Annotated in this window: 21 protein-coding genes; 6 read left to right on the forward strand and 15 right to left on the reverse strand. The window is 58.9% G+C overall.

From position 1 onward, the window contains the following. Positions 1-184: 184 nt before the first annotated feature. From prfA to SFLMC1_RS05560, 13 genes are all read right to left on the reverse strand, one after another. Complete coding sequence (gene prfA / locus SFLMC1_RS05500) at positions 185-1,252, reverse strand: peptide chain release factor 1 (protein ID WP_118388533.1); 1,068 nt, start codon at positions 1,250-1,252, stop codon at positions 185-187. Positions 1,253-1,543: 291 nt separating this feature from the next. Further along, on the reverse strand, positions 1,544-2,959 hold the full coding sequence (locus SFLMC1_RS05505) for a M20/M25/M40 family metallo-hydrolase (protein WP_152073252.1): 1,416 nt from the start codon (positions 2,957-2,959) through the stop codon (positions 1,544-1,546). Positions 2,960-3,016: 57 nt separating this feature from the next. Then, positions 3,017-3,802 carry an amino acid ABC transporter ATP-binding protein gene (locus SFLMC1_RS05510; protein ID WP_152073253.1) on the reverse strand — a complete coding sequence of 262 codons (786 nt, stop codon included), beginning with the start codon at positions 3,800-3,802 and terminating at the stop codon, positions 3,017-3,019. A gap of 22 nt (positions 3,803-3,824) precedes the next feature. After that, positions 3,825-4,973 carry an amino acid ABC transporter permease gene (locus SFLMC1_RS05515; RefSeq protein WP_152073254.1) on the reverse strand — a complete coding sequence of 383 codons (1,149 nt, stop codon included), beginning with the start codon at positions 4,971-4,973 and terminating at the stop codon, positions 3,825-3,827. Between the two features lie 9 nt (positions 4,974-4,982). Next, on the reverse strand, positions 4,983-5,909 hold the full coding sequence (locus SFLMC1_RS05520) for a transporter substrate-binding domain-containing protein (RefSeq protein ID WP_152073255.1): 927 nt from the start codon (positions 5,907-5,909) through the stop codon (positions 4,983-4,985). A gap of 235 nt (positions 5,910-6,144) precedes the next feature. Continuing rightward, on the reverse strand, positions 6,145-7,038 hold the full coding sequence (locus SFLMC1_RS05525; protein ID WP_154063914.1) for an aldose 1-epimerase family protein: 894 nt from the start codon (positions 7,036-7,038) through the stop codon (positions 6,145-6,147). A gap of 79 nt (positions 7,039-7,117) precedes the next feature. Then, entirely contained in the window at positions 7,118-7,987 is an 870-nt protein-coding gene (locus SFLMC1_RS05530) for a hypothetical protein (RefSeq protein ID WP_152073257.1), read from the reverse strand. 191 nt (positions 7,988-8,178) lie between these two features. Then, the gene (locus SFLMC1_RS05535) at positions 8,179-9,495 is read right to left on the reverse strand and encodes an ATP-binding protein (RefSeq protein WP_226814190.1); all 1,317 of its coding nucleotides are present in this window, start codon (positions 9,493-9,495) and stop codon (positions 8,179-8,181) included. Positions 9,496-9,752: 257 nt separating this feature from the next. Next, positions 9,753-10,619: a MerR family transcriptional regulator gene (locus tag SFLMC1_RS05540; protein WP_152073258.1), complete on the reverse strand. Its 867-nt coding sequence runs from the start codon at positions 10,617-10,619 to the stop codon at positions 9,753-9,755. A 91-nt stretch (positions 10,620-10,710) separates the two neighbouring features. Next, positions 10,711-11,289: a UbiX family flavin prenyltransferase gene (locus tag SFLMC1_RS05545; protein ID WP_152073259.1), complete on the reverse strand. Its 579-nt coding sequence runs from the start codon at positions 11,287-11,289 to the stop codon at positions 10,711-10,713. A 199-nt stretch (positions 11,290-11,488) separates the two neighbouring features. Further along, entirely contained in the window at positions 11,489-12,979 is a 1,491-nt protein-coding gene (locus tag SFLMC1_RS05550) for a UbiD family decarboxylase (protein ID WP_152073260.1), read from the reverse strand. 143 nt (positions 12,980-13,122) lie between these two features. Further along, positions 13,123-14,580, reverse strand: coding sequence for an SLC13 family permease (locus tag SFLMC1_RS05555; protein ID WP_222838001.1), 1,458 nt, complete (start codon positions 14,578-14,580; stop codon positions 13,123-13,125). 244 nt (positions 14,581-14,824) lie between these two features. Continuing rightward, positions 14,825-15,772, reverse strand: coding sequence for an isopentenyl-diphosphate Delta-isomerase (locus SFLMC1_RS05560; RefSeq protein ID WP_187323873.1), 948 nt, complete (start codon positions 15,770-15,772; stop codon positions 14,825-14,827). Between the two features lie 152 nt (positions 15,773-15,924). On the opposite strand from SFLMC1_RS05560, the gene SFLMC1_RS05565 reads away from it, so the two are divergent. The 4 genes from SFLMC1_RS05565 (at position 15,925) to SFLMC1_RS05580 (ending at position 21,582) form a co-directional block, all read left to right on the forward strand. Beyond that, entirely contained in the window at positions 15,925-17,163 is a 1,239-nt protein-coding gene (locus SFLMC1_RS05565) for an MFS transporter (RefSeq protein WP_226798327.1), read from the forward strand. Positions 17,164-17,773: 610 nt separating this feature from the next. Continuing rightward, on the forward strand, positions 17,774-19,099 hold the full coding sequence (locus tag SFLMC1_RS05570; RefSeq protein WP_152073262.1) for a 6-phospho-alpha-glucosidase: 1,326 nt from the start codon (positions 17,774-17,776) through the stop codon (positions 19,097-19,099). Positions 19,100-19,123: 24 nt separating this feature from the next. Further along, positions 19,124-20,704, forward strand: a complete 1,581-nt coding sequence (locus SFLMC1_RS05575; RefSeq protein ID WP_152073263.1) for a PTS transporter subunit EIIC — start codon at positions 19,124-19,126, stop codon at positions 20,702-20,704. Positions 20,705-20,781: 77 nt separating this feature from the next. After that, on the forward strand, positions 20,782-21,582 hold the full coding sequence (locus tag SFLMC1_RS05580) for a MurR/RpiR family transcriptional regulator (protein WP_152073264.1): 801 nt from the start codon (positions 20,782-20,784) through the stop codon (positions 21,580-21,582). 192 nt (positions 21,583-21,774) lie between these two features. On the opposite strand, the gene SFLMC1_RS05585 is transcribed toward SFLMC1_RS05580, so the two are convergent. Together SFLMC1_RS05585 and SFLMC1_RS05590 are read right to left on the reverse strand one after the other, a co-directional pair. Beyond that, positions 21,775-23,337, reverse strand: coding sequence for a PTS transporter subunit EIIC (locus SFLMC1_RS05585; protein WP_152073265.1), 1,563 nt, complete (start codon positions 23,335-23,337; stop codon positions 21,775-21,777). Positions 23,338-23,419: 82 nt separating this feature from the next. Continuing rightward, positions 23,420-24,745 carry a 6-phospho-alpha-glucosidase gene (locus tag SFLMC1_RS05590; protein ID WP_152073266.1) on the reverse strand — a complete coding sequence of 442 codons (1,326 nt, stop codon included), beginning with the start codon at positions 24,743-24,745 and terminating at the stop codon, positions 23,420-23,422. A 298-nt stretch (positions 24,746-25,043) separates the two neighbouring features. Between SFLMC1_RS05590 and SFLMC1_RS05595 the strand changes: the two genes are divergently transcribed. Both SFLMC1_RS05595 and SFLMC1_RS11420 read left to right on the forward strand, forming a co-directional pair. Beyond that, on the forward strand, positions 25,044-25,793 hold the full coding sequence (locus SFLMC1_RS05595) for a MurR/RpiR family transcriptional regulator (protein WP_187323874.1): 750 nt from the start codon (positions 25,044-25,046) through the stop codon (positions 25,791-25,793). A gap of 415 nt (positions 25,794-26,208) precedes the next feature. Then, positions 26,209-26,326: hypothetical protein (locus SFLMC1_RS11420; RefSeq protein ID WP_222838035.1), on the forward strand; the 118-nt coding region annotated here is incomplete at its 3' end.

Raw genomic sequence — 26,326 nt, forward strand, 5'->3', positions numbered from 1 at the left:
GCATCCGGAGCAAGGAAACGCCGCAGGTAGAGGATGAACAGCGAGCGACGTCCAGAGCGAACAAGTTGGCATGAAAAAGGCAAGGCATAGACCTTCTGGTCATGCCTTGCCTTTTGAATGACAAATTGTCGCTCTGGACGTCGCGCAGCGTCGGCTGGTCCGCCGTTCGGTAGAACGGCGGAACTTAAACTGCTTGTGCCAGCTTCTCGGCTCGCTCGGCGGCGGCAAGTGCCTCGATGACGGTGCCGAGCTGATCGCCCAGAAGGACGCCGTTGTAGGTGGAGTTGAAACCGATGCGGTGATCGGTCACGCGGTCCTGGGGCTGGTTGTAGGTACGGATCTTCTCGGAACGGTTGCCGTGGCCAATCTGGCTCTGGCGCTCGGCGCCGAGCTCGGCCTGCTGCTTCTCGAGCTCCATCTCGTACAGACGGGCGCGCAGCATCTGCATGCAGACCTCGCGGTTCTGGATCTGGGAGCGCTGCTCCTGCGACTGCACCACGGTGTTAGTGGGCAGGTGGGTGATGCGCACGGCGGAGTAGGTAGTGTTAACGCACTGACCGCCAGGGCCGGAGGCGCAGTAGGTGTCGATGCGCAGGTCGGACTGGTTGATCTGAACGTCGATTTCCTCGGCCTCGGGAAGTACGGCGACGGTTGCCGTGGAGGTCTGGATGCGGCCCTGGGACTCGGTCTTGGGAACGCGCTGGACGCGATGCACGCCGGACTCGTACTTCATGACGGAGTAGACGCGGTCGCCCTCGACCTTGAACTCGATGGACTTAAAGCCGCCGGCCTCGCTGGGGCTGGAGTCGAGCACAGTGGTCTTCCAACCGCGCGACTCGCAGAAGCGCTGGTACATCTTGTACAGATCGCCGGCGAAGATGGCCGCCTCGTCGCCACCGGCGGCGGAGCGGATCTCGACGATGGTGTTCTTGTCATCGTTGGGGTCGCTCGGGATGAGCATGTACTTGATGTCTTCCTCGAGCTGGGGAAGCTTCTCCTCATTCTCGGAGATGTCCATCTGGAGCATCTCCTTCTCGTCCGCGTCGGTCGTGTCGCGGAGCATCTCCTTGGCGGCCTCGATGTCATCGAGCGCGCCGATGTACTCACGCGAGGCGGCAATGAGGTCGGACTGGTGCGCATACTCCTTGTTGAGACGCGTGAACTCCTTGATATCGGAGGCGACGGCCGGGTCGGAAAGCTTCTTCTCGAGCTCCTCGTAGGCCTTGATAATCTTTTCGAGCTTGTCGCGCATGACGGGACTCCTTTATATGCGTGAAGGTGAAAATCGGCAGAGTTGATGGGGCGCGCGGCGCCACTGCGGGGGTAAGCCCGGCTAGAACATGTCGATCTTCAGATACATGCGCATCCCTTCGCGTATGGGGTACATAGTTGCGGTCTAACCTATACATGATAGCGTGCGCAGGCAAACCTGCATATAACCCGCACGGAATGAGTGGACGTAGCCGTTGGGGACGTTCCTTAACGGCTAGTCGTTTAAGAACGTCCCCAACGGCTAACAAAGGGACTGTCGCTCTGTCACATTCTAGAACGTTTGGAGTAGAGCGACGAGGAAGCGAATGCCCTGGAGGTAGGCGCGGCGGGTGATGCGCTCGTTGGTGCCGTGGACGCCGCGATCGCACTCGTCGTCATCAACCACAAAGGCTGAGAAGCGAATGCACTCAGGGCAAATGTGCTGGTAGTTGGCAGCGTCGGTCGCACCGATCACGGTCGAGGGCACAATTGCCACTGGCTCGAATGATCCGTTTTCCTCTGCCCCCTTTGGATCACGGAAATAGCGGGCGGCGATGGAGTGAACCGCCTCGAGGCCGGGACCACCGATGCGCGGGGACGGCGAGGGTTCGGAGCTGCCGGGACCCAGCTCCACTTCGACACGACCGGCAGGGTCCGCCCCGGCAACCGCCTCACGGCAGCGCGCCACAACGTCGGCCACGCTCGTGCCCTCGAGCATGCGGAAGTTAATATTGGCCCACATATCTTGCGGCATTACGTTGGCACCGGTACTGCCGCCCTCGATTTGCGTGGGCGCACAGGTGGTGGTCACAAGCGGGTACAGCTTTTTGCTGGCAAGGCAGTCGCGCACGATGGCATCCTTGCTGGCAGCAATCTCGTCTGCGGTATAAAGCCCCAGCTCGACGAGCTGCGCGGCAAGCAGATCGGTCACACGCGCCGGCCACTCGATATCGCAAATCGCGGCAATAGCGCGGCTGAGCACTTCGAGCGACGTGCCACCGTAAGGGTTGGAAGAATGCCCGCCCTCGCTCTTCGTCCTGAGCACGATATCGGCATAGCCCTTCTCGGCAAGATCGGCGTGCATGAGCCAACCCTCGCCCGCGCTGTACTCGGCAGCCGGAACGATGCGGTAGTCGCCCTCGTCGATCAGGTACTCAAGCTCAACGCCGCGCTCCTCGAGCACGCGGCCAATGGCACCCGCGCCGCACTGCGTGGTCTCCTCATCCTGGCCAAAGGCCAGCAGCAGGGTTCGTTCGTGTTGCCAGCCGTGCGCCAGCGCATACTCAACGGCCTCCAGGATGCCTGCGACCTGGTCTTTCATATCGATGGCGCCGCGACCCCAAATATAGGTGTCGTCCACGTGCCCGCTAAAGGGATTGTGCGTCCAGTCTGTCTCGGTGCCCGGCACCACGGGAACCACGTCCATGTGGCCCATGAGCATGACCGGCTTGAGGGCGGGGTCGATGCCGGCAAGCGTCACGAGCAGCGAATGGTCGATGAGCTCGACCTCGCCCGCCGCAAACACGCGCGGCCAGGCCTGCTGCATATAGGCGCGCAGGTCGGCAAACGCCTGCCAGTCCACCGTCTGGGCATCCATGCTCGAAATCGTCGGAAACGACAGCACGCGGCCCAGGCGCTCGCACGCGCCGACCTCGTCGATATCGGCAAAATCATCCTCGTGCGCAAAGAAGCGCCAAACCTCGGCCATGCCTTCCTCCAAAAACAACGTGGCAAAGAGGCGGTCCCTTTGCCACGTTCGCTTGCATTATTTGTCGTTGAGATAACGCGAGAGGAACTCGCGGGTGCGCTGGTGCTTAGGATTGCCAAAGAGCTCAGCCGGCGCGGCGTCCTCGAGCACCACGCCCTTGTCCATAAAGACCACGCGGTCGGACACGGTTCGGGCAAAGGCCATCTCGTGCGTGACGACGACCATGGTCATGCCGTCGGCCGCGAGCTTGCGCATGACCTCGAGCACCTCGCCCACGATCTCGGGGTCGAGCGCCGAAGTCGGCTCGTCGAACAGCATAATCTGCGGATTCATGCACAGGGCGCGCGCGATGGCCACGCGCTGCTTTTGGCCACCGGACAGGCGACCCACGGCGGCGTGCGCGAACTTCTCGAGCCCCACGCTCGTCAGATGCTCCATCGCGACCTTCTCGGCCTCGGCCTTGCTCATCTTTTTGAGCGTGACGGGCGCAAGCGTACAGTTGTCGAGCACGTCCATGTTGTTGAACAGGTTAAAGCCCTGGAACACCATGCCGATGTCCTCGCGGAGTTTATTGATATTGCAGCGCTCGGCCGTAAGGTCCTGGCCGTGGAACCAGATGTGGCCCGCGTCCGGGGTCTCAAGCAGGTTGAGGCAGCGCAGGAAGGTCGACTTGCCCGAGCCCGAGGCGCCGATAATGGTGACGACCTCGCCGGGGTTAACGGACAGGTCGATGCCCTTGAGCACCTCGAGCGAGCCGAAGCTCTTGCGCAGGCCCTCGACGCGGATGAGCGGCTCATTGGTCTGTGCGGCGGCCGCGGTGCCGGTAGTGGCGGTATCTGCCATGATGATTCTCCTCGTCTTGAGCCTAGTTGGAGCTGGGCAGCGTTGCCGGGGCCTCGGCGCCGAGCTTCTTGCCAAAGGCCTCGAGCAGGCGGCTCGCCACGAGCGTCAGGATCAGGTAAACCACGAGCGCCACGCAGTAGACCTCCATCTGGCGGTAGTACACGCCGGCGACGGTGGTGGTGGCGTACATGAGGTCGAACACGCCGATGACCGAAAGCACCGACGAGTCCTTGATGTTGATGATGAGCTCGTTGGTGAGCGCCGGAATCGCGTTTTTAATGCCCTGGGGGAACACGACCTTGCGCATGGCCTGCCACTGCGACAGACCCAGCGAGCGCGCCGCCTCGGCTTGGCCGGCGTCGATGGACTCGATGCCGCCGCGCAGGACCTCCATCATGTAGGCGGTGGAGTTGAGCGAGATGGTGACGAGACCGGCGGTGAAGGTACTCCAGATCTGGTTGGCCTGGGCGGTCTCGAAGCCCATGCCGCGCAAAACGGTGAAGCCCGCGTAATAGATGAGTAGGCCCTGGACCATCATGGGCGTGCCGCGCACGATGGTGGAGTAGATGGTCGCAAAGCCGCGGCCGATGCTTTTGAAAAAGCGCGTGAGGTCGTTGTCCACGCGGTCGAACGTCTGAATGCGCAGGAACACAAAGAGCAGTGCCAGGAAAAAGGCGATAACGGTACCAAAAGTCGCAAGTGCGATGGTGATCTCGATACCGCGGATAAAGAAGTCCCCGCTCTTGTAGGTCATGTAGACCAGGCTCGACAAAAAGTCGCTGGGGTTGGAGTCCGAGACAATGCTCACCTGCACCAGGTCGATAAACGACATGACGCAACGGTCGATAAAAAAGATCGCCGCGATGGCGACCACGACATAGCTGCCCAGGCGCGCACCGCAACGGAAGCGCTCGGAAGCAAACGGCGACGTTTCGCGATAGCCGCTCCAGTGCATAAGCTTGGTGGCCAGCGCCGCCGCCGACACGACGAGCCACGCCCAAAGGATTGCCCAGAGGCAGTCTTGGAACACGCCCGCAGGCGCCAAAAAGCTCAGCGGCGTGGGGTTGCGCTGGCTAAACGCCAGGCCGAGCGCCGCGATGACGCTCGTGCCCAGGTACACATAACGGTGGTCGGCCTTGATAAAGGAGGCCAGACGATTGATGGTTTTCATGCTGCCCCCCTATGCCGGCTGACGGTCGAGGCACGCGTCCCACATTTGATCGCGCTCCTCTTGGCTAATGCCCTTGAGTGTCTTGTCGATGAGCTTAAGCAGCTTGTCCGAGCCTTTGCGGCAGCCGACGTTTGCCGTGACCTCCTGCTTAAAGCCCTCGCCCTCGGCAAAGTGGATAGGGACAATGCCCGGATTTTGGGCCATATAGCCCTTCTCGTTCTCGGTATTGTAGGTCACGGCATCGCACGTGCCCTGCAGTAGATTCGAGAACACCGTGGGGACCGAATCGACCGGGTTTTTGTGCACAACGCCCGGGATCTCGTCGATGACGGTATCGAGCATGGTGTCCTTTTGGCCGAGCACCGTGGCACCGCTAAAGTCGCTGAGCTTGGTCGCGTTTTGGTAGGGCGAGCCCTCTTTTACGAACAGGCCAAAGTATCCAATAAAGTACGGATCGGAAAAGCCGACCGACTCCTCGCGCTCGGGCGTGGCGCTCATGCCGGCGATGATGAGGTCGATCTGGCCGTTGTTGAGCGAATCGATAAGACCCGAGAAGCTCTGCTTGACGGCAACGGGCTCGCCGCCGAGGGCCTTGCAGACGATCTTGGCGATCTGCACGTCGTAGCCGTCGGCATAGGCGCCCTGCACGTTGTCGATGGGGATGGTGAACTCGCTGGCCTCGGAAACCTGCCAGTTGTACGGGGCGTAGGCCGCCTCCATGCCAATGCGGATCTTGTCCTTGCCGATCACGGAATCGGACAGGTCGTCGCGGCCGCCGCCCGTCGTGGGCTGAACCACCTTGAGCGTGGACGGGCGCTGGCAGCCGGCGAGCGCGCCGGCGACGACGGTAGCGCTCGCAGCGAGAGCGCTACCCAAAAAGATGCGACGGCTGCATACCGGCTGTGGATACGCGTCGCGTTGATGGGGAGAATGCATAATCTGCCTTCCCTGCCGAATCGTATGCTAACGACTTAACAGGATACCGCTCAGCGCTACCTCCAGCAGATGCATATATACAAGTTAACGAACTGAAAACGATTAGTAGTCGTCGGGGACGTTCTTAAACGACTAGTCAAACAAGAACGTCCCCAACGGCTAGTCGTTAAGGAACGTCCCCAACGACTAGTCCGTAGTTTTGTCGCCGGCGAGCGACATCCAGGTATGCAGCTTGTTAAAGCAGCGTTACCTCGAAGGTACGCTTGTCCGTCTCGCCCGGCGCCAGCGTAATGGTGTTGACCTTGTGCTCAAAAACGTCGTCCTCGGTGTCCATGGTGGAGTGACCAGTCCAAGGTTCGAGCGCCACAAACGGAGCGTCGTTGGCGGCAGACCACACGCCAATGTACTTAAAGCCCTCAAAGTCGATCTTGACGCCATGGCCCGACTTACGACCGCGCAACGTGAGCGTGGAACCCGGGGTATCGGTGAACATGATGGCATCGTTATCGAAGCTGCGGTGCGTGATGGGCAGCACATCCGAGTTATCGGGGGCCTTGTAACTGCCCTCGAACGTCATAAGACCATCGGGCGTGATGATGGGGGCCTCGTTGGTCCACGCCTCGGTAAATGCCAGCTCGTAATCCTCGAATGCCTCGTCCTCGGCACCGGGGGCGGGCACGTTAAATGCAGGGTGGCCGCCCACCGAGAACGGCAGGGCCACGTCGCCGGTGTTGGTGACGGCAAAGGTCTGGGTAAGCGTGGCGTCACCAGTCAGGGCATAGGTCATGTTGAGCTTAAAGTGGAAGGGGAAAGCCTTGAGCGACTCGGGCGTATCGGTGATCTCATACGTTACTGAGGAGCCATCCTCGGAGACCTCGACCAGCTTGTGCTCGACGATGCGCGCGAGGCCGTGGCGCGGCATCTCGCAGGTGCCGGCCGCAGACGTCGCCGTGTTGTTGCGCAGTGAGCCCACGATGGGGAACAGAATGGGCGCATGCTTGCCCCAAAAGGCCGGATCGCCCTGCCACAGATACTCGTTGCCGTCGAGGGCAAGGCTCGTGAGCTGGGCCCCCATGGAATCGATGGCCGCGGTGAGGCCGCCGCGCTTGATGGTGGTGACGGTGGACATGCTACTTCCTCCAAAAGTAAACAACAGTGTCGGGGGCTATTGTCCCACTCTTGGCGACAAGAAGAAGCGGCAGGCGCAGTTATTGAGCGATTGCGTAAAGGTCGAACCCGCCCTGCGGCGTGCTGTCGACCGTATCGGGCGCCTGCGAGTTAAAGCTCACGGGAACCATGCGCTTTGAGGCGCGGAAGCGCATGCCATCGGTGGCGACGGGCGGCTCGTCGACCGTGAGCTCATAGTCGCCAGGCTTGAGTTCGACGCCGTCGCCAGCGGAGTTGACATATTGATACTCGTCAATCGCCTGTCCCCTGAGCGTGCGGCCCACGATGTGGATGAGCATTTGGCTGTCGCCGCGGGCGGTGTCCCATGTCGCACCGTCCTTGACCTCGACCGACACATGCACCGAGCGCGTGCGGCTGAGCGATTGCTCGACAGACATCTCGACCTTGGCGGCATCTCTGCGCTGTTGCTCCACATGGCTCCAGACATTTCCAATCGCCGAGCAAGCGATGACGCCGGCCATGAAGGCGATGAGGATGGGGCCGAGCGGAGAGCGGCGGCCCGCGTCTTCCTCGCGAGCCAGGTCGGGGCGATGCGTGGGCGCAGGCGCCTGAGCACCCTGCGCGGGCACGTCGAGTATGCTGAAAGATGCTGTGCTGCCGGGGTCGATGGTGTGGCGCGGCTGCGGGGTCTTGGCCGGCGAGATGGACATGTCGGCCGGCTCATCCAGCGTGGCCGTGGCATCGGCCTTTGCCTCGTCGGCCTCTGCTTGGGCCCAGGCCTGTTCAAAGGTCAGGGGCTCGGCGGAGTCGGAAGCGGCTTCAGGCTCGACAGCGGTATCGTTGCCGATCTCGTCCTCGTCCCTCGACACGTCACGCGGTGCGGGCTCGTCCCACTCCTCGTCCGGAGCCTCGCCCTCGCTATACCACCATTCAAAGTTATCGATATCCATACGGGGCGCCCCTTAAGCCTCGCGAATAAACACTCGCTAGTCTTATACCCCCAGACGGCGCTGGAGCTCACCCGCGCCGGGCACGAAAACCGTCACAACATTCGACGCTTTTCCTCGTTTTCGAGGTTTTCGCCGAATGTTGTGACGGTTTGGATGTGACAAAGGGGATGTCCCTTTGTCACATTTTGCGTTTAGCCGTGGGCGATCTTGTTTCTCAGCAAGAAATCGACCGCCCCTACGATTCTGATGCCGTCGATGTCTGTTGGATGCTCACCATCCCTGACAATCAGGATCTTCTCGTACGAATCAGGGATTTTTCCCAGCGTGTTTAGTTTGAGCGGTCGCAGCTCACGCTCTCTGGTCGCCTCAGCATCGATCCGTTCGGTAACCTGGATATATTTACGGTCCGATCCCTCGCCGATTGCGACAAAGTCGATTGCCCCCGCGCGCAGATGGCCGCAAAACACTTCGTATCCTTCAAAGACAAGCTGGTTGTAGATAACGTTCTCGAGCATCCTTCCGCTATCGCTGCCTCTATATCCGTCAAGATAGCTGCGGATTCCCGTATCGGCTATGTAATATTTACCGCCTGTCTTAAGAAGTTCCCGCCCCTTGACGTCGTACCTTTTTACCTTGGTAAACAGGTACGTCTCTTCCAGAGCGTCAATATACGCCGACACCGTCGATGCATTGGTCTTACCGCCCGCCGATTCGTTGAGCGTCCCTACGATTTTGTTGACCGAGGTTTGATTGGAGATGTTGTCTGCCAGATACGCACAGAGCCGCTCGAGAACATCGCGCTTGGTAATAGCCCCGCGACCTCTACGCGTCGCGCGCAATAGGATATCGCGCGCGACAATCGTCTGATAGAGGCTGCGGATGTAGTCACGGCACGCCTCGCGTCTCGGCTCGTCATGAGCCAGAAACGGCATGCCGCCATAGGTTATGTACTGTTCGAGCACGGTGTTTGAATTAAGGCGATCGCCCGTCTTGGAAACGAGCTCGGCCCTCTCGCCAAGCCCTTCGGCGACGACCGCATCAATCGAGCGAAAATCAAGATACTCGCCAAACGTGAGCGGCTGCATCTTGACCTCGATATACCGGCCCGAGATAAGCGTTGCAAGCTCGCTCGATAGCAAAAAGGCATTGGAGCCCGTGACATAGATATCGCACGGCAAATCGATTCGGAGCGAGTTAACCGCCTTTTCCCAACCTTCGACATTCTGGAGCTCGTCAAAGAACAGGTAGGGGCGATCGACACCGTCAACGCGCTCCCGAACCATGCGATAAAACGTCAGGTAATCTGTAACCCCCGCATACTCTAGAGATTCCATCTTAAAGGTCAGCAAACGCTCGGCCGGCACCCCCTGTTGCGCCAGGTGCTCCCTCATCATGTCCAATAACGTGGATTTGCCGCAACGGCGTATACCCGTCACGATTTTGATGAGGTCGGTATCCTGAAAAGCAATGAGTCGATCAAGATAACGGCTTCGACGAACGATATCCATAGAGTCCCCCTAGCGCCCGACTAGACGTGAAAACTTATAAACTTGCACAATTTGCAAGTTTATAAGATACCACCTTAGAAACTTGCAAATAATGCGAGTTTATAAGAAATGAGCCGCCTTTTTCCGCTTTAAAACAAACTCGCGGTGCCGTCCGTCGATGTAGCAAAGGGACCGTCTCTTTGTCACATCGAAGTTGCGGTGGAATAGTTCCCGTTTGTGCGATTACTCGGGCTATTTAGGAACTATTTCACCGCAAGTTATTTGAGGACAACGGGGATTTGGATGCAGCAGAAGTCCTCTTGGTGGGACTCGTCGTAGCTCGTGGTATCGAGGTAGCAGAAATCGAATGCGTTGCCGATGGGCCGGAGCGCGTGCTTGTCCATGCAGGCCACGACGGCGCGGATGCCCTCGGGCTCGTATGGCATACCCCAGCGGCTCATGCACAGGTATGTGCCCTCGGGCAGCACTTCGATGCCGATCTTTGCCAGCTCGGCAGCATCGCTCGGTAGCAGCTCCTCGGCACCGCGCGGCAGCACGGCAAAGGAGCCGGCACCGGCGATGGGGTCGTCGGAATGCAGTGCCTCGCGACGCAGCATAGCGCCCCAACCGCGCATGGGGCGCGTGCCCGTCAACGTACGCATGCGCAGGATTGCCCGCATGAGCGTGGGGTGAAGCATCGAGCGGCCGCGCTCGATATCTTCTGGAAACTCCTCAAAGACCACGTAGCGGCGCTCGAATTGTTTGAGCTCCGGCCTGCCCTCGCGCTCGCGCCAGTAAACCGCCTCGTCGTAAAAGCTCAGACGCTCCTGCACGCTCGCGCGCTCGGCTTTGAGTCCGACAATCTGATCATCGAGCGCCTGCACCCGCGAGCGCAGGTGATCGGTCATCTCGCCAATGTCGAACGTCGAGGTCAGGCGGTCAATCTCGTCGAGTTCGAGTCCCAAGTCGCGCAGCATGCAGATCAGACGCATGAGTGGGATCTGCGTGGGCGAATAGAAACGGTAACCCTTTTCGTTCACCACGGCGGGTTTAAACAGGCCGATCTTGTCGTAGTAGATGAGCGTTTGGCGCGAAACGTTAAACAAGCTCGCCATCTCGCTAATCGCGTACATGCCCGTCTGCATAGATCCTCCCGACACATCCTTTGACGCGAAAAGCCCGCCGCCCACAGGGGCAGCGGGCTCAAACACTCCTCGTATCCTACCCTAAAGACGCCTATGACCAGCGCTTATAGTTTGCACATGACACGCCGACGGCCTCGAGCGCCTTGGCGGCGATGTGATGCACCGCGTCATCGAGCGTGGCGGGGCCGTTGTAAAACGTGAGCATGGGCGGCATGAGCATGATGCCGGGCACGCGCGCCAGGCGCGCCATGTTATCGACGTGAATGGCGCTGAAGGGCGTCTCGCGCACCATGAGCACCAGGCGGCGCTGCTCTTTCATCTGCACGTCGGCCGCGCGCAGCAACAGGTTTTCGCTGTAGCCGCTCGCAATGCCGGCGAGCGTCTTCATGGAGCAGGGCGCCACGATCATGCCGTCGACCGGATAGGTACCGCTTGCGATGGCGGCGCCGATATTTTTGTTGTCGTAAACCACATCGGCATACGTGGCAAACTCGTCGAGCGTCATGCCGAGCTCCTGCTCGATGGTGATCTCTCCCCCGCGTGTGACGACAAGCGCCGACTCGGCACCGGCCTGACGCAGGCACTTGAGACACTCGAGGCCCAGCGCAGCGCCGCTGGCACCAGAAACGCCAACGACAATGCGACGGGGACGGACAGAAGACTCAGGCATGACAACTCCTTAACTACTTGGTAGGGCTTACCAGCAACAACAAAATGGCGGCTATAGGTCGGGCAATGTCAGCGAGCGCGCGCCTGGCGAGACAAGGTGCCCCGAAACAAGAAGGCATAGGGCTTATGCCCATGCCTTCGCAGCTGAGGGGCAGATTGTCCGCCAGGCGCGGGTGCAGCGTCAACCGGTGCGGCGTTTGTTAAAACGCCGCAATCTCCCTAGCCCACTTGTCCTTGTCGATCTCCATGAACTGCGAGCGGATGAAGTTCTTCTTAAGGTTGAACGGGACCGTGCAGTCGAAGATGGCCTTGCAGGCGATGCCGTGCTCGCGGATCGAAGGATCGAACGCGGGGTCGTTGGACGGGTCGAGCACGTGGCAGTGGCAGCCGGGGATGGTGATGAGGTCCACGTCGGCCTGGAAGCGCGTGGTCATGGCCCACATCACGTCGCTCATGTCGAAGATGTCGACGTCTTCGTCAACCAGGATCACGTGCTTGAGCTCGGAGAATGCCGAGAAAGCGAGCATGGCGGCGTTGCGCTGACGGCCCTCGTCATTTTTGCTCGACTTCTTGAACTGCATGATGGCAACGAACTTGCCGCCGCCGCAGGGAGCGGCGTGAACGTTGAGCAGGCGGCCCGGGATGGCGGTCTCGACCATCTTGTAGATGGAAGCCTCGGTGGGGATGCCGGCCATGGAAACGTGCTCGTGCGAAGGGCCGATGCAGCTCTCCATGATGGGGTTGACGCGCGTAGTGACGGCGGTGATCTTGATCACCGGGCAGACCTTGGCGCCGCCGGTGTAGCCGGGGAACTCGGGCATGGCGTAGCCGTGGCCGTTGACGTCCTCGTTGATGGTTTCGTCGTGCATGAGGTAGCCCTCGAGCACGTACTCGGCATTGGCAATGCACTTCTGCGGAACGGTGACGCAGTCGGCAAGCTCGACGGCGTGGCCGCGCAGGGCACCGGCGATCTGCAGCTCGTTAAAGCCGAGCGGCGTGGTGGGAGCCTCGAAGCCGCAGCACATGTACACGGCGGGGTCCAGGCCGATGGAGATGGAGATGGGCATGTCCTCGCCGCGCTGGCAGTACCCGTCAAAGAATGCGCCCAGGTGACGGCTGCCGGGGGTGATCCACATGGCGAGCTTGTCCTTGTCGACGCAGGAGAAACGGTGGATGGTCACGTCGGACTGGGAGCCGTCGGGGCTCGTGCCATAGGCGAGACCCATGGTGATGTAGGGGCCGCCGTCGACGGGCGTGTTGGTGGGAGCGGGAACGATCTTGCGCAGGTCAAAGCCCTCGTCGGTCGCCTTGTACACGACCTCCTGGCAGTCGACGTGCGCGCCCTCGGCGATCTGCTTAGGCGCAATCAGGCTCTCGAAGCGCTTGCCGATCTCGAGGCCCAGGTGCTCCTCGTCAAGGTCGAGCAGGGCGGCAACGCGCTTGCGGCTGGCAAGCATGCCGATGCAGACCTTGGCATCGTCAAAGCCCTTGACGTTGTTGAAGACCATCGCCGGACCCTCTTTGGTCGGACGCATAACGGTACCGTCGGCACCGACGTGGCGATAGACGCCCGAGACCTCGGCGTCCGGGTCGACCTGGGTGTCGGTCTCGAGCAGCTGGCCCGGCATCTCACGCAAAAAGTCGAGCGCGGAGCGCAGGTCGTGGATCTGGGAAGCATCGGTAGTGGACATAGCGTGCTCCTTTCGGGAGAGTGCCCGGCGACGGGAGTGCCGCCGGGCTGGGTAACGTAGTGGGGCCGCAGCGCTTATAGATGGAGCGCTTGGCAACTCGCGGTTCAAGCACTCGGCTGTTTACAGCCCAAGCGCTCGGCCGCTTACATCAGGCCAAAGAAGTGAAACCAGGCAGCCTCGACCAGCACGACGATAAAGACGACCGCAGTGAGGGGAATGCCCATGCGCATGGCCTCTTTGGAGGTGTAGCCGCCGGCGTCCTTGCCCTCGCCGATAAGGATCGGCAGGTTATGGAACGGCAGGATGTAGTGGATGTTGATGGACGTGAAGACGATGAGCGCCACGGCAAGCGGGCTTACGCTGGAGCCGGCCGCGAAGCTGATGAACGCCGGCACGCACACACCGAGCACGGCCATGACCGAGCCCATGAACATGTGGATGATCATGGAGAGCGCGGCGACAAGCAGGGCGAACAGGAAGATGTTCTCGGGCACGGAGCTGGGAAGCACAACGTCGGCGATCCAGGCGTTCATGCCGGTGGCACCGCCCACGGAGCCCACGGCCATGGCGGCCGTCAGGAACATGAGGGACTTGATGTCGACGGCGTTCCAGCTGGCGGGCGTGAGGACCTCGCCGATGATGGGCATGGCGAGAGCGACGCCGATGGCCAAGGTGACCCAGCCAATGTAATCGCCCGAGACGGTGAGCCACAGCGCGATGGCGATGACAAGCCACACGATGGTGCGAATCTCCTTAACGGAGAGCTTGCCAAGCGCGGCCTGCTTGGCCACGATCTGCTCGCGATCGTAAACGAGCTCCTTGCTGGGCTTAAAGAGGAAGAGGCCCAGGAACAGGGTGCACAGCAGCGCGACCAGCATGGGCACGCTCATGTACAGGAACCAGTCGATAAAGGACGGGCTCATGCCGCCGGCCTCGACGCTGTACTGCGCAACGAGCGGGTTGAGCGTGGAGTCGCCCGTCAGGAAGAACATGGAACCCGGGGCGGCGGCAGCAAACACGAGGAAGCCGAGCTTACCCTTGTCGTCGTCACCGTAGCCGGCGGACTCGGCGATGACCGAGACGACGGCGAGGATGAGGAAGGCGCGGGGGAACGGGTGCGGGATCAGCAGCGACAGCACAAAGGTGAGAGCGAAGATCGAGATGATGAGCGACTTGGCGTCGCGCACGAACTTGAGCATAAACGCATAGGCGATGCGCTCCCCCAGGCCCGACTCCTTGACCGCGCTGGCGATGAGGTAGGCGCCGATGACGAGCCACATGGTGGCCTTGGTCCACGAGCTAAACGTGGAGGCGACCGTCGCCGAGATGCTCGCGGCGCCCGTGTCGTCCACGCACACCTTAAACAGAACGAGCAGCGCGCAGTAGAGCAGGCCCACAAAGCCCGGCTGTGCCACGCCGCACGCCCAGAACACCACCGTGGCGAGCGTCAACGCCAGACAGGTCTGACCACCGACCGTGAGCTCGACCGTCGAGCTCAGCTCCGCCAAAGGAAGAAACTTCACCAGCAAAAAGACAACGATACCCAACACAAAGCCAATTTCGCGCTTGGTGATCTTAAACGCCTTCTTTTCCGCTTCCATCTCCCCACCTTTCTTGTTGGGGGCACCCAGCGCCGCGCGTGGGGTCGCTACAGCAAAAGGGAGTGCCCGTTATTGGACACTCCCTACGTTGCGCTGTGTTGCGGCAATACAGTCAAGCGGATTTTTTGGATGAGAAGCGATCCCCTGGACAAAAACCGTCACAACATTCGACGCTTTTCCTCGATTTCGAGATTTTCGCCGAATGTTGTGACGGTTTGGATATGGCAAAGGGGCTGTACCTTTGTTACATAGCGAGGGCCGTACGGATGAATGGGTCGCTGAGGGCCTCGCGGAGCCAGGGGGCCAGCTGCTCGGGGCGACCCTGCAGGTAGCCTTTGAGCTCGGACGGGGCCACGCGACGCACCTCCGAGATCTCCTCTTGGTTGATATGCAGCTCGCCCGGCTCAACATGGGCAAGGTAGACCTCGCACCATTCGCACTCGCAGCGGCCGTCGCCGTGGTCCTCGCGGTACACCACGTGACCGAGGTGCTTAAGCTCGGCGGGATCGCGCGCAATGCCGAGCTCTTCGTTGATGCGACGCGCCGTGGCGACCGCGACGTCTTCCCCGGGGAGCGGATGGCCGGCACAGCTATCGGCCAGCACCCCGCCCCACAGTCGTTTGAGCGGGCTGCGACGGCAGAGCAGCAGGTGCGCGTCTTCGCCCGGGCCCTCGACCAGGAGCGTCAGAAATGCCTGGTGCAAGACGCCCTCGCCGGTATGGGCATCGATGCGGTCGACGGGGCCAAGCGTCTCGCCGGTCGCGGCATCGACCGCCACGACCTCGGCGCCCGCGCCGCCCTCATCCCAGCCGGCGCGCAGAATGCGGGCTGCGGCCTCCTCGAGCGCAGCGATGAGCTCTTTGGTGGTGTCGAGCACGCGCTGTAGGTCGTCCGCAGTCGCGTTCTCCACATGAAAGCCCGCGCTTACAACCACCGGCACGCCAAAGCGCGTGGCCAACGCCGCCGCGATATCGTGCGCCGGGATCTCGTCTCGATGGCACGGGACAGCCAAGATGCTCACCGTCGCCGTACGGCCGGGCTCGGGGCGCGGAATGGCCTGCGCCGTGGCGCCCAGATGCGCGAACTCCGGCGAGCAGGCGTACACCGCCATGCCTCGCGGCGTCACCGTCAGCTGGGCCTCGAGCGCAAACTTGCCCTCGCCCACTGCAACCTTTGTCGTGTGCATACCCATGGGATCTCCCGTCGCCCGCGATGTACCTGAGACCATCTTCGCCTGTATTGCGACTATACAGGCAAGCGCAGCCTGCGACAAAGGGGGCAGGCACCTGTCACATTCTGTTAGAGTTGCAGGGATTGAATCCCGCTTATTCATGCGACATTGGAGTGACAACCTTGACCGCCGCAACCACGCCTAAAAGTAAGTCAAACGCCACCGCCCTCTCCCCCGCGCGCACCAAGCTCTGCCTGGCGCTGCTCGTGCTGTTGGGATTCTCGCTCGGCTGCTCCGAGTTCGTGGTCATCGGCATCGAAAGCGACTTGGCGACGGAACTCGGCGTATCACTTGCCACTGCGGGCCAGCTCATCAGCGTGTTTGCGCTTGTCTACGCCATCGCAACGCCGGTGCTTGCGCTCAGCACGGGGCGATTCCGCCGCTACCAGCTGCTCGTGTGCTACAGCATCGTCTTTGTGCTCGGCAACCTGGTCATGGCGTTGGCGCCCAACTTCCAGGTACTGTTTATCTCGCGCATTGTCCTGGGATCCGTCTCGGGCGCGCTGCTCGCCGTGGGCGTGACGTACATCCCCGAGCTGCTGTCCCCGCAGCAAACTTCGCTTGCCATCTCGGTGGTATATGGTGCGTTTTCCGTGGCAATGGTCTTTGTCACTTCGATCGGCAAGTTTGTGGCCGACACGCTCGATTGGCACGTGGTCATGTACGGTACGCTGACCTTTGCCGTTTTGATCTGCGGAGCGCTCATGGCGTTTATGCCGCGCGCTGGGCAAACCGACGAGCCTGCCACCTTTCGCGAGCAGGCGGGGCTGCTGCGCGAGCCGAGCATCATCACCGGCATGCTCATCTTTTTGTTTGGCGTGGGATCGGTCTATGTGTTCTACGGCTACGTGACGCCTTATCTTGAGCAGGTGCTGGGCATGGGCACTGTTCAGGCGAGCACCACGCTTATGGCCTATGGCGTGTTCTGCCTGATCTCGAACATCCTGGGCGGATGGATCGATGCGCGCTTTGGCATGAAGGCACTGCTTGTGACGTTTGTGCTGCAGGCTGCGGCGTTGCTCGGGCTGTTTGCTGTGGGCGGCACCATGCCGCTCGCGCTGGTCTTTGTCTTTAGCTTGGCGCTGCTCATGTACCTGTTCTCGGTGTCGTGCATCACACACTTTATGGATGTGGCACGCAGCCGCCGCCCCAAGTCGATGGTACTCGCAAGTTCAGTTGAGCCCATGGCGTTTAATGTCGGCATTTCGTTTGGCACCGCAGTAGGCGGCGCCGTGGTGAGCAGCGTTGGCATTGCGTACGTGGGCGCCGTGGGCGCCGCATTCTCGCTTGTGGCCTGGGCGCTTACGCTGGTGACGATTAAGTTGGCTCGCTGGGAGCGCCACCGCGGGTAGCGCAATTGCAGCCAAAAGCCGCGCATGCCGCCGGCTAAGCCGAGTGTGCTCAAGCGGCGCAAAAAGCTCTGAACATGCATCAATGCACGTCCTTGCAAATGAGTTTGGACAGTTGATTCAGATACGTACTCACCTCAGCCATCCAAGCCCTACAAAGCGAGGCCAGTACCGCATTTCGCAGTCAAAACCAAAGCTATAGCGCAAATCAGTCTCAATCGCATGCTTTCCAAGCGCCCATGAAGGAACCTGCTGATACTCCTTGACGACCTCAATCAATACGTATCTGAACTAACTGTCCAGCCGACTCATTTTTGGCAGTCGACAAAGCGACAATCAACGTATGCGGGCTAGTTGCCTTTAAAACAATCATGCAAAGGCCACTTAGACGCAACACCGCCCACCATCTTCTGACCGCCTGGCGTTCGCTCCTGCAGCCATGCAACACGTCGTCTGCCGCCCAAGTCAGCATCTTTCCCGGCGCTATTTAACCACGCAAAACGCATCCTGTTAAGATTATCGCTATCGTTTTTCGCAATCTGAAAATCGATAGGATCGCAGGTAGAGCTTTCGTAGTCTGAAGTGGTCAGTCCACATGAAAGGGGTTTACCACATGGACAAGAAAGCAGTTGTAATCGCCGGGGCCGGCAGCACCCACACCCCCGGCATCATCCAGAGCCTATTGCAGAAGAAAAACGAATTACCGCTGCGCAAACTCGCCCTGTACGACATCGACGAGAAGCGCATGCATCTCGTCTACGACATCATGAAGCAGTTCATCGAGCAGGAAGCTCCTGACATCGAAGTTGTCGTGACGACCGATCCCGAAAAGGCATTTACCGATGTCGACTTCGTCTTCGCGCAAATCCGCCAGGGTGGCCTTCAGATGCGTCGCCAGGACGAGCGCATCCCTCTCAAGTACGGTTGCGTGGGACAGGAAACCTGCGGCGCCGGCGGTTCGATCTCCTATGGCATCAGGTCCATCCCCGGCGTCTTCGATCTCGTACGCTACGCCAAGAAATACAGTCCAGACGCCTGGATCCTCAACTATTCCAACCCCGCCGCAGTTGTCGCCGAGGCCACACGTCGCGAGTTTGGCAACGACCATATCCTTAACATCTGCGATATGCCCACGGCTATCTTGCTCTCGTACTCTAAGATGCTCGGACTTCCCAGCTGGCGCGATATCGACCCCATGTATTTTGGACTCAATCACTTTGGCTGGTTTACCAAAATGTACGACAAGCAGGGGCACGATCGTCTGCCGGAACTCCGTCAGATGATTCTCGAGCACGGCATGGCCGTGAGCGACAAGCATCACAAGGACAAGGACTGGATGCACACCTGGGGTCAATACGTCAAGATTGTGAAGGACTATCCCGAGTATCTGCCCAACAGCTACCTGCAGTATTACCTGTACTCCAAAGACATGGCAGATGACATGGACCCCAACTGGACGCGCGCCGACAACGTCATCAACGGACGCGAGAAGGAGATGTTTGCCGAGCACGACAAGTACCTGGCAGATCCCGCCAATTACAAGAGCCCCGTACAGAGCTTCACGGTCTTTGGCGACTTTATCGTCGACGCAGCCGCCTCTATCGCCTACAACAAGTGCGAACGTTATCTCGTAATCGTCGAGAATAACGGCGCCATCCCCAATCTGCCCGACGACGCCATGGTCGAGGTCCCCGCTTACCTGCGCTCTTGGGGCCCCGAACCCATCAGCCAGCCTGCTATCCCCACCTTCTACAAGGGGCTTATCGAAGAGCAGAATGCCAGTGAGAAGCTCGCCGTCGACGCATATTACGAGCATTCCTACCAGAAGGCGCTCGAAGCCATCGCAATCAACAAGACCGTCCCTTCGACTACCGTCGCGCGCCAAATCCTCGACGACCTGATCGAAGCAAACGGCGATTATTGGCCGACCCTGTCCTAACTCCCCGCGCATCGAAGGAACATCATGAAAGAAAGCAAGCTCTACAACGAGTTCCAGAGACTCGGCAAGGTGCTCATGGCGCCGGTCCTCCTCCTGCCCGTTTCCGGCATTTTGGTCGGTCTGGGCTCCGCCCTTTCCAATGCTAACCTCATCTCGCTCTGCCCGCTTTTGGGCACCGAGCCGATGGTGATCTTTAGCACGCTCATCAAAGCAGCCGGCAACGTTATCAATGGTAACATCTCGGTTCTCTTTGCGATCTGCATCGCCTACGGTTACGCCAAAGCCGAGAAGGCGACCGCCGCACTCTCAGGCTTCATCGGCTACATGACCATGAACACGATCATGGGTCAGCTGCTTATCCTGCTGGGCACCATCGATCCCGCCAACCTACAGACCGGTCAGAACGCCATCCTGGGCGTAACCACACTCGACACCGGCGTATTCGGCGGCATCATCATCGGCTTGGTAGTCGCGTGGATCCACAACCGATTCTATAAGGTGCAGCTTCCGCCAGTGCTCGGCATCTTCAACGGCACACGCTGCGTCCCCGCCCTCACCGTCGTTTTCGCAAGCCTAGTGGGCGTTGCGCTCGCCTTCGTGTTTCCGTTTGTGCAAACCGGCCTAAAGGCCGCCTCGACACTCATCGATTCCACCGGGGTGTTTGGCGCGTTCATCTATGGCTTCTCCGAGCGCATGCTTCTGCCCTTCGGCCTGCATCATTTCATCTACCTGCCGTTTTTCTTCACTTCCCTGGGCGGTAGCATCCAGGTTGACGGCCAGACCGTCGAGGGTGCTGTCAACATCTACAACGCCATGCTCAACACACCCGGCATGATGTACGACATCGACATCTCAAAATACGTCATGAACGGCAAGGTGCTGTTCGCCATGTGCGGCCTGCCCGCGGCGGCTCTCGCCATCTACCACTGTGCCCGTCCCGAGAATAAAAAGAAGGTCGGCTCCCTCATGATCGCCGCCGTTATTCCGGCCGCCATCATGGGCATAACCGAACCGCTCGAGTACTCCTTCCTCTTTGTAGCGCCCGTACTCTATGTGGTCCACGCCCTGCTGTGCGGCATCGCGTATGTACTCACCTACCTGGTACAGTTCAATGTGCCCGGGCCTTCCGCCTTCGGCGGACCGCTCCTCTCGTGGATCTTCAACGGCATCATGAACGCCGATAAAGGCTCCAACTGGTTCTGGCTTATTCCGCTCGGCATCGCTTACTTCGGGATCTATTACGTGCTGTTCCGCACCTTTATCAAGAAATTTGACCTCAAAACCCCGGGCCGCGAGGATGATGACACGCAGGCAGCGGATGACACGTCGGCCATCGACTCCAAAGCACCTGTTCAGGTAAGCGAGCTCATCCCGCAGATCGTGGATGCCGTGGGCGGCGCCGATAACATCTCGGGCGTCAACGCTTGCTTCACCCGCCTGAGGCTCAGCCTCAAAGACACCGCCCTGGTCAAGGACGATAGTGTCTTCACCAAAGACCTCGGCGCCAGCGCCATCGTACACATTGGCAGCGGTGTTCAGATCGTTTACGGCAATAAAGCTTCTGTCTACAAAGTCGAAATGAGAGAATACTTGGGCATGGAATAAATCCGTCCCATAGCTTCACCACAATGCTCCGGAGATGGCATATCCGCTCCGGGGCATTATTGTTTGGAGTGATTTGAATGTCGATGTACGAGGTCTATTCGAACCTCAGGTCTTGTATCGAAGACGTCGAGAAGGGCGGCAGCCTTGACGCCCACATCGCACTCTACGCCCTTTCCCATCACGACGAGGTCCCAGAGCTCTCAATAGAAGAACTTGCCCGCGCGTGCAATACATCGCCCGCGACCATATCGCGCTTCTGCAGGCGCGTAAACGGCTCGAGCTTTCGATCGTTCAAAGAGCAAGTTGACGACTTCAACGCTTGGCTCCAGCGTGAGACAACCGAGGCAAGGGCTCATAAGCAAATCGATATACCCTGGTATTTCGATATCGTAGAGACCTCTTTGCTTGAAACAAAACGCCTGCTCACTGAGGATCGACTCGAGCAGGCCGTTGACTGGCTTCTCAATGCGCAAAATGTCTACGTATACGGAAGCTCATTCTCCAATCTCACCGCCCGCTCACTCTGCGAAAAGCTGAGCCGCGTAAACCGACTGTGCTTCTCATTTGGCTCCGTCAAGGGACAGGAGACGTCGCTCTGCCTGCTCCAACCCGACGATCTAACCATCTTTGTATCGTTCTCAGGGAAGACGAGCCACATCTTCAATCTTTACGTTGAGGCCAAGCGGCGAGGTTGCCGCGTTATTTGGATATCGAGCAACATGGCATTCGATAACAACGGGGCGCGCGAGCTCTTGCTACCCGTGAGCGCGGAGTCACTCAGCGAGTACTCGACCGCCTTGGTTGAGGGCATGAGCCTACAAAGCGCGGTTAACGCTCTGTATATCAGCTGTGCAAATCGACTTCGGGCGCAGCGCTAGCCGCAAACACGCTAGAACCGAAAAGAACGCACCTCACCGTCGCAAGGCGTCCGAATACACGATAGGCAGCGCCAAAAGAGAGCAGCGAGCACGTCATGTACTTGCCCATTCACCCCAAAACAGCACAGGTTGGCGCCCGATTGAAGAATCGGACGCCAACCTGTATTAATCTTGATTGTGCGTTTGAGTCGTTTACTCCATACCCAGCAGTTCGCGCATCTGGGTTGCGTAGTTAGATGCCATGTTGCCGTAGACAATCTGCACGCCGCCGTTAACATGCACGATGCCACGCGCTTCGAGCTTTTCGGTAAACTCGGCGTCGTCAACCACCTTGTCACAGTCATTGAGCTGGATGCGCAGGCGGGTGAAGCAGGCCTCGACAGACTTAATATTGTTGTCGCCGCCCACTGCCTCAACGATGGCGGGAATAAGGTCGCTGATCACGGTCTTGGGAGCCTTTTCGGCCTCATCGTCGGACTCTTCCTCGCGACCAGGAGTCTTAAGGTCCTTCTTAAGAATGATGAACTTGAAGACGAAGTAGTACACCACGAAGTAGATGGGGCCGATGAACAGGATAACCTGCCAGTTGGAGCCCTTGGCTGCACCCATAATGCCGTTAAAGATCAACGACAAGAGCGGGCCGCCGAAGGACGCGGAACCGGCCACGTTGAACTGCAGGATATAGGTCAGCGCATAGGCAAGACCAGCCATGAGAGCGTGGAACACGTAGAGGATGGGCGCGATAAACAGGAAGGAGTACTCGAGCGGCTCGGTAATGCCGGAGAGGATGCAAGGCACCACGATAGCGATCATGAGCGCTGCGGTCTTCTTCTTGTTCTTGGGAAGCGCCGTCTTGTAGAAGGCGAGTGCAGCTCCGGGCAGGCCGAACATGGCGAAGATAACCTTGCCGTTCATGACAAAACGGCTGACCTCGATGTTAAACGGCGTGCTGGGAGAGCCCAGGATCGCGTTGTAGATATTGATGGCGCCCTGAACAGTCTGGCCGTCGATGGTCTCGACACCACCGAGCGACGTGAAGAAGAACGGGAGATAGACAAAGTGATGCAGGCCAAAAGGCAGGAGCATGCGCTCGCCGGCGCCGTAGACAAATGCACCAAAGGCACCCGTAGTCTTGATGAACTCGGACAGCGCACCGAGAGCGTTCTGAATAAACGGGAAAACAAAGGACATGACCAATGCGAGGATGCTGCATGAGAGCAGCGTCACCGCCGGGATAAAGCGCGTGCCGTTGAAGATGGAGAACACGGCAGGCAGTTCAATCTTGTAGTAACGGTTATGCAACCATGCGACGATTGCACCCACCAGAAGACCGCCGATAACGCCAGTGTCGAGCGTGGTGATGCCGAGGATCGTGCTCTGGCCCGTCGTAAGATTCGCGGGATCGATGACGCCAGTCGCCGTAAGGAACGTGCCCATCACGGAATTCATGCACATGTAGCCCAAAAAGCCACAAAGCGCCGCGGTAGCCTTCTCGGACTTGGCGAAGCCATAGGCGAGACAAATCGAGAAGATAACCGGGATGTTGTTCATAACGATGCCGGCAGCGGCCTTGAGAATCGAAAAGAAGATCGCAAAGCCCGGAGCAGCAAGCCAGGGAACAGCTGCCGTAAGGGTGGGGCTGGTAAAGGCATTGCCAAAGCCCTGAAGGATGCCGGCGATTGGCAGGATCAGGACAGGCGTCATGAGGACTTTGCCCAGGCGCTGGAACTTTGCCAGCAGCTCATCTTTGTTCATGGGATACCCCTCTTAAAGAAACGGGGCGTGCAGCTCTACAGCCCACACGCCCCATAACAGTTATCAAGCGCTATGGAACTAGCTACTTAAGCTCCGGCCAGTAATCCTTATTGGCCTCGATGAGCTTGTCGAGCACTTTGCGAGCCTTCTTTGCGTCACCGACCAGACGATTAAGCGTGAGTGCCTGCAGAGCCTTCTCGTAGGAACCCTCCATCCAAGCCTCAACAGTCAGGCGCTCATAGGCGTACTGGTTCTCCATAAGGCCGCGATAGAAGGTACCGATCTTGCCAACAGCATAGGGCTGCGGGCCATTGGCGCCCACGCTTGCCGCGACCTCGACCATGGCGTCATCGGGCATGCCCTCGATAATGCCGTTGTTGGGCACGATGACAATGAAGGTCTTGTTGGTGTTGCGATAAATGGCCGAGGTGATTTCCACGATCATGTCGCCATGAGCGTCGTTTTGCACAACCGAGGAGTTCTTTGCGGTGCCGACTTCGGCAACACGCTCGCACTCGGCGAACACGCGCTTCTCACGACCGTTGATAACCTCGTCGGAGCGAGTGTAGTCGGGGTCGAGGTGAGCGACCTTGTACTCGGGATACAGATAGTACTGCAGATAAGTGTTGGGCAGATAGTCGGGGAAGTCCTCGAGCATGTCCTTGACCATGGCGTAGGTATCAAGCCAGGACTGGTCACGCTGCTCGGCATCGGCAGGAAGGAAGCCGTTCTTCTCCGTGTACTCCTTAATCTGCGGGACGAGGTCATGGCCCTCTTCATCGTAGATGTGCTTGAACCAACCGAAGTGATTGAGGCCGAAGTACACGGGCTCCGTCTTGCTCATATCGCGACCGAGCAGGCGACCGTAAGAGCGCATGAGGTTGACAGGCTGGTCGCAGATGTTGAGGACGCGATGCTCATCGGGCAGGACGCGCTCGAGACCATATGCCACAATAGCAGCCGGGTTGGTGTAGTTGATAATCCACGCCTCCGGGCTATGAGCGCGAACGTCGTTGACGATCTCAACCATGTCATGCATGGAGCGCATACCGTAAGCCATGCCGCCAGGGCCCACCGTTTCCTGGCCGATGATTCCCATATGCAGCGGAATCTTCTCGTCCTTGCTACGCATCTCGTAGCCGCCGGTACGAATCTGGCAGAGCACAAAGTCGACGTCGGTGTAAGCCTCGTCCTTATCGGTGGTGTAACCAAACTCCACACCGGGCTCCTCCTCGGCAAAGAGGATCTTGCCAAACTCGCCGATCGGACGCTGGCGCTCGGCATCGATGTCATAGAGCATCACGCGGTTCAGCGGCAGAATGTCCATGTGCTTGGTCAGGGCTTTAAGAATGCCAGGGCACCACGTGGAGCCGCCGCCAACGATCACAATATTGAGCTTATCCTTCATGTTCCGTCCCTCCAGGGTTGGCTGATCGGTGTTCTCGAAGACCTTGGGCTCCGCGGTTGTCCTCGGCTTGCTTCGTTTCGATTGTCATTTTGCGACATAAGATCATTTGCGAGTCCCCGTGTGGGCCAATGCGAAACGGGGACACATGATTTCGCTCACGACACAGATATGTGTAGGCAGACACGCGCGTTTGCCCAGTTCATGGGCAATAGGCAATCTTGACCGACTACCGATTTCTCACCTGGCTACACAAAGCGGTACCATATATACGACGAGGTGCGAGGGGCTGAAACATCTTATGAAAGATCAAGAATCTTTTTATGATCATGTGCGAGCTGGCGAGAGCAAGCTCAACGATCTCGAAAGCGAGATCATGCGCTACATCATCGAGCTGCGTGATGATATTGACGATGTCACGCTTAAGAGCGTTGCTGAACGGTTCTTTATCGCTCCCAATACAATCGTCAGGCTTGCCCATAAGCTTGGCTTCTCGGGGTTTACGGAGCTCAAACAATCGTATTCCGCCTCGCTCGACCGCAATCGATTCACTATCGAGACGCTTCCGCTCGACACCCAGCTTGTACAGACCAAAGATCTGCTTAACGACCGGGTCATCGATTCGGTTGTGAGTCTTATCCAGGACGCCTCGCATATCGTGTTCTTCTGCTCGGGCTTTTCGAAATACCCGTGCTTCGAGATGGCTGAAAAGCTCAAAATAATGGGCAAGAATACCGACACGCTCAGTGAACGCCATGTCATGAGGCATTACGCAGAGCTCCTCGGCAAAAACGACCTGGTCTTCAGCGTTTCCGTAAGCGGCGAGACGCAGGTGTCTATTGACGCTACATCGATAGCCAAAACGCGCGGATGCAAGGTCGTCACGCTCACCGGCTTTTCTCGAAACTCTCTCTCGAAACTAGCCGACTACCCTATCTACACTGTGCAAAAAGAAATCCGCTTGGGCAGCATGGACCTCGACAGTCGATTGATGTTCTATTACGTTTTCGAATTGATATTTGAGCGCTACTTCAAACTGGCCAAGAAATAAAACTTGGCATGCGCCCGGTTTCGACTCTTTAGCAGCCTTCTATATGAAAGGTATCGTCCTATGCCAATGATGTACCTAAAAATGATACGCGTCCTTCTAGTGGCATTTCATTGACCAGAGTTTTAGAAATGCGACGAGAAGGACGCGTATCATTTTTAGACTTTTGAGGCGAGCAACCTCGCTGCCCGAATAAACGGGAACGAGCAAACCCCTCCCTATTTTGCTCATCAGAGAGGTTTCGACACATGTGGCGCATCTTGTTTATCCGCCATGACGCTACCTGTCGCATCCTTAGATTAATGTCTGGAAAAGTCGGAATTTTCGCTTACGGAGCACGGACAGTCGTTACCTCGTGTGGAATACCCTGGGAGTATACTGGACGCTTATATTGACGAGCATAAGGAAAGGGGCAGCAATGCCAAAACACGAGGAACGCGTTTTGTCGCTTGACGGTCTTCGAGGGCTCGGGGCGCTGACGGTATTCCTGTACCACATCGATATTATGGTCAAACCATTCGGGGGGGGGGGGGGGG

Origin of the sequence: Collinsella aerofaciens (genome assembly GCF_901212495.1) — a bacterium.
In the GTDB taxonomy this organism is placed as follows: Bacteria; Actinomycetota; Coriobacteriia; order Coriobacteriales; family Coriobacteriaceae; genus Collinsella; species Collinsella aerofaciens_H.

Bases quoted from the DNA above. Each gene is read 5' to 3' on its own strand.
- prfA (WP_118388533.1), bottom strand. From the start codon at position 1,252: ATGCGCGACAAGCTCGAAAAGATTATCAAGGCCTACGAGGAGCTCGAG.
- SFLMC1_RS05505 (WP_152073252.1), bottom strand. From the start codon at position 2,959: ATGGCCGAGGTTTGGCGCTTCTTTGCGCACGAGGATGATTTTGCCGAT.
- SFLMC1_RS05510 (WP_152073253.1), bottom strand. From the start codon at position 3,802: ATGGCAGATACCGCCACTACCGGCACCGCGGCCGCCGCACAGACCAAT.
- SFLMC1_RS05515 (WP_152073254.1), bottom strand. From the start codon at position 4,973: ATGAAAACCATCAATCGTCTGGCCTCCTTTATCAAGGCCGACCACCGT.
- SFLMC1_RS05520 (WP_152073255.1), bottom strand. From the start codon at position 5,909: ATGCATTCTCCCCATCAACGCGACGCGTATCCACAGCCGGTATGCAGC.
- SFLMC1_RS05525 (WP_154063914.1), bottom strand. From the start codon at position 7,038: ATGTCCACCGTCACCACCATCAAGCGCGGCGGCCTCACCGCGGCCATC.
- SFLMC1_RS05530 (WP_152073257.1), bottom strand. From the start codon at position 7,987: ATGGATATCGATAACTTTGAATGGTGGTATAGCGAGGGCGAGGCTCCG.
- SFLMC1_RS05535 (WP_226814190.1), bottom strand. From the start codon at position 9,495: ATGGATATCGTTCGTCGAAGCCGTTATCTTGATCGACTCATTGCTTTT.
- SFLMC1_RS05540 (WP_152073258.1), bottom strand. From the start codon at position 10,619: ATGCAGACGGGCATGTACGCGATTAGCGAGATGGCGAGCTTGTTTAAC.
- SFLMC1_RS05545 (WP_152073259.1), bottom strand. From the start codon at position 11,289: ATGCCTGAGTCTTCTGTCCGTCCCCGTCGCATTGTCGTTGGCGTTTCT.
- SFLMC1_RS05550 (WP_152073260.1), bottom strand. From the start codon at position 12,979: ATGTCCACTACCGATGCTTCCCAGATCCACGACCTGCGCTCCGCGCTC.
- SFLMC1_RS05555 (WP_222838001.1), bottom strand. From the start codon at position 14,580: ATGGAAGCGGAAAAGAAGGCGTTTAAGATCACCAAGCGCGAAATTGGC.
- SFLMC1_RS05560 (WP_187323873.1), bottom strand. From the start codon at position 15,772: ATGGGTATGCACACGACAAAGGTTGCAGTGGGCGAGGGCAAGTTTGCG.
- SFLMC1_RS05570 (WP_152073262.1), top strand. From the start codon at position 17,774: ATGGACAAGAAAGCAGTTGTAATCGCCGGGGCCGGCAGCACCCACACC.
- SFLMC1_RS05575 (WP_152073263.1), top strand. From the start codon at position 19,124: ATGAAAGAAAGCAAGCTCTACAACGAGTTCCAGAGACTCGGCAAGGTG.
- SFLMC1_RS05580 (WP_152073264.1), top strand. From the start codon at position 20,782: ATGTCGATGTACGAGGTCTATTCGAACCTCAGGTCTTGTATCGAAGAC.
- SFLMC1_RS05585 (WP_152073265.1), bottom strand. From the start codon at position 23,337: ATGAACAAAGATGAGCTGCTGGCAAAGTTCCAGCGCCTGGGCAAAGTC.
- SFLMC1_RS05590 (WP_152073266.1), bottom strand. From the start codon at position 24,745: ATGAAGGATAAGCTCAATATTGTGATCGTTGGCGGCGGCTCCACGTGG.
- SFLMC1_RS05595 (WP_187323874.1), top strand. From the start codon at position 25,044: ATGAAAGATCAAGAATCTTTTTATGATCATGTGCGAGCTGGCGAGAGC.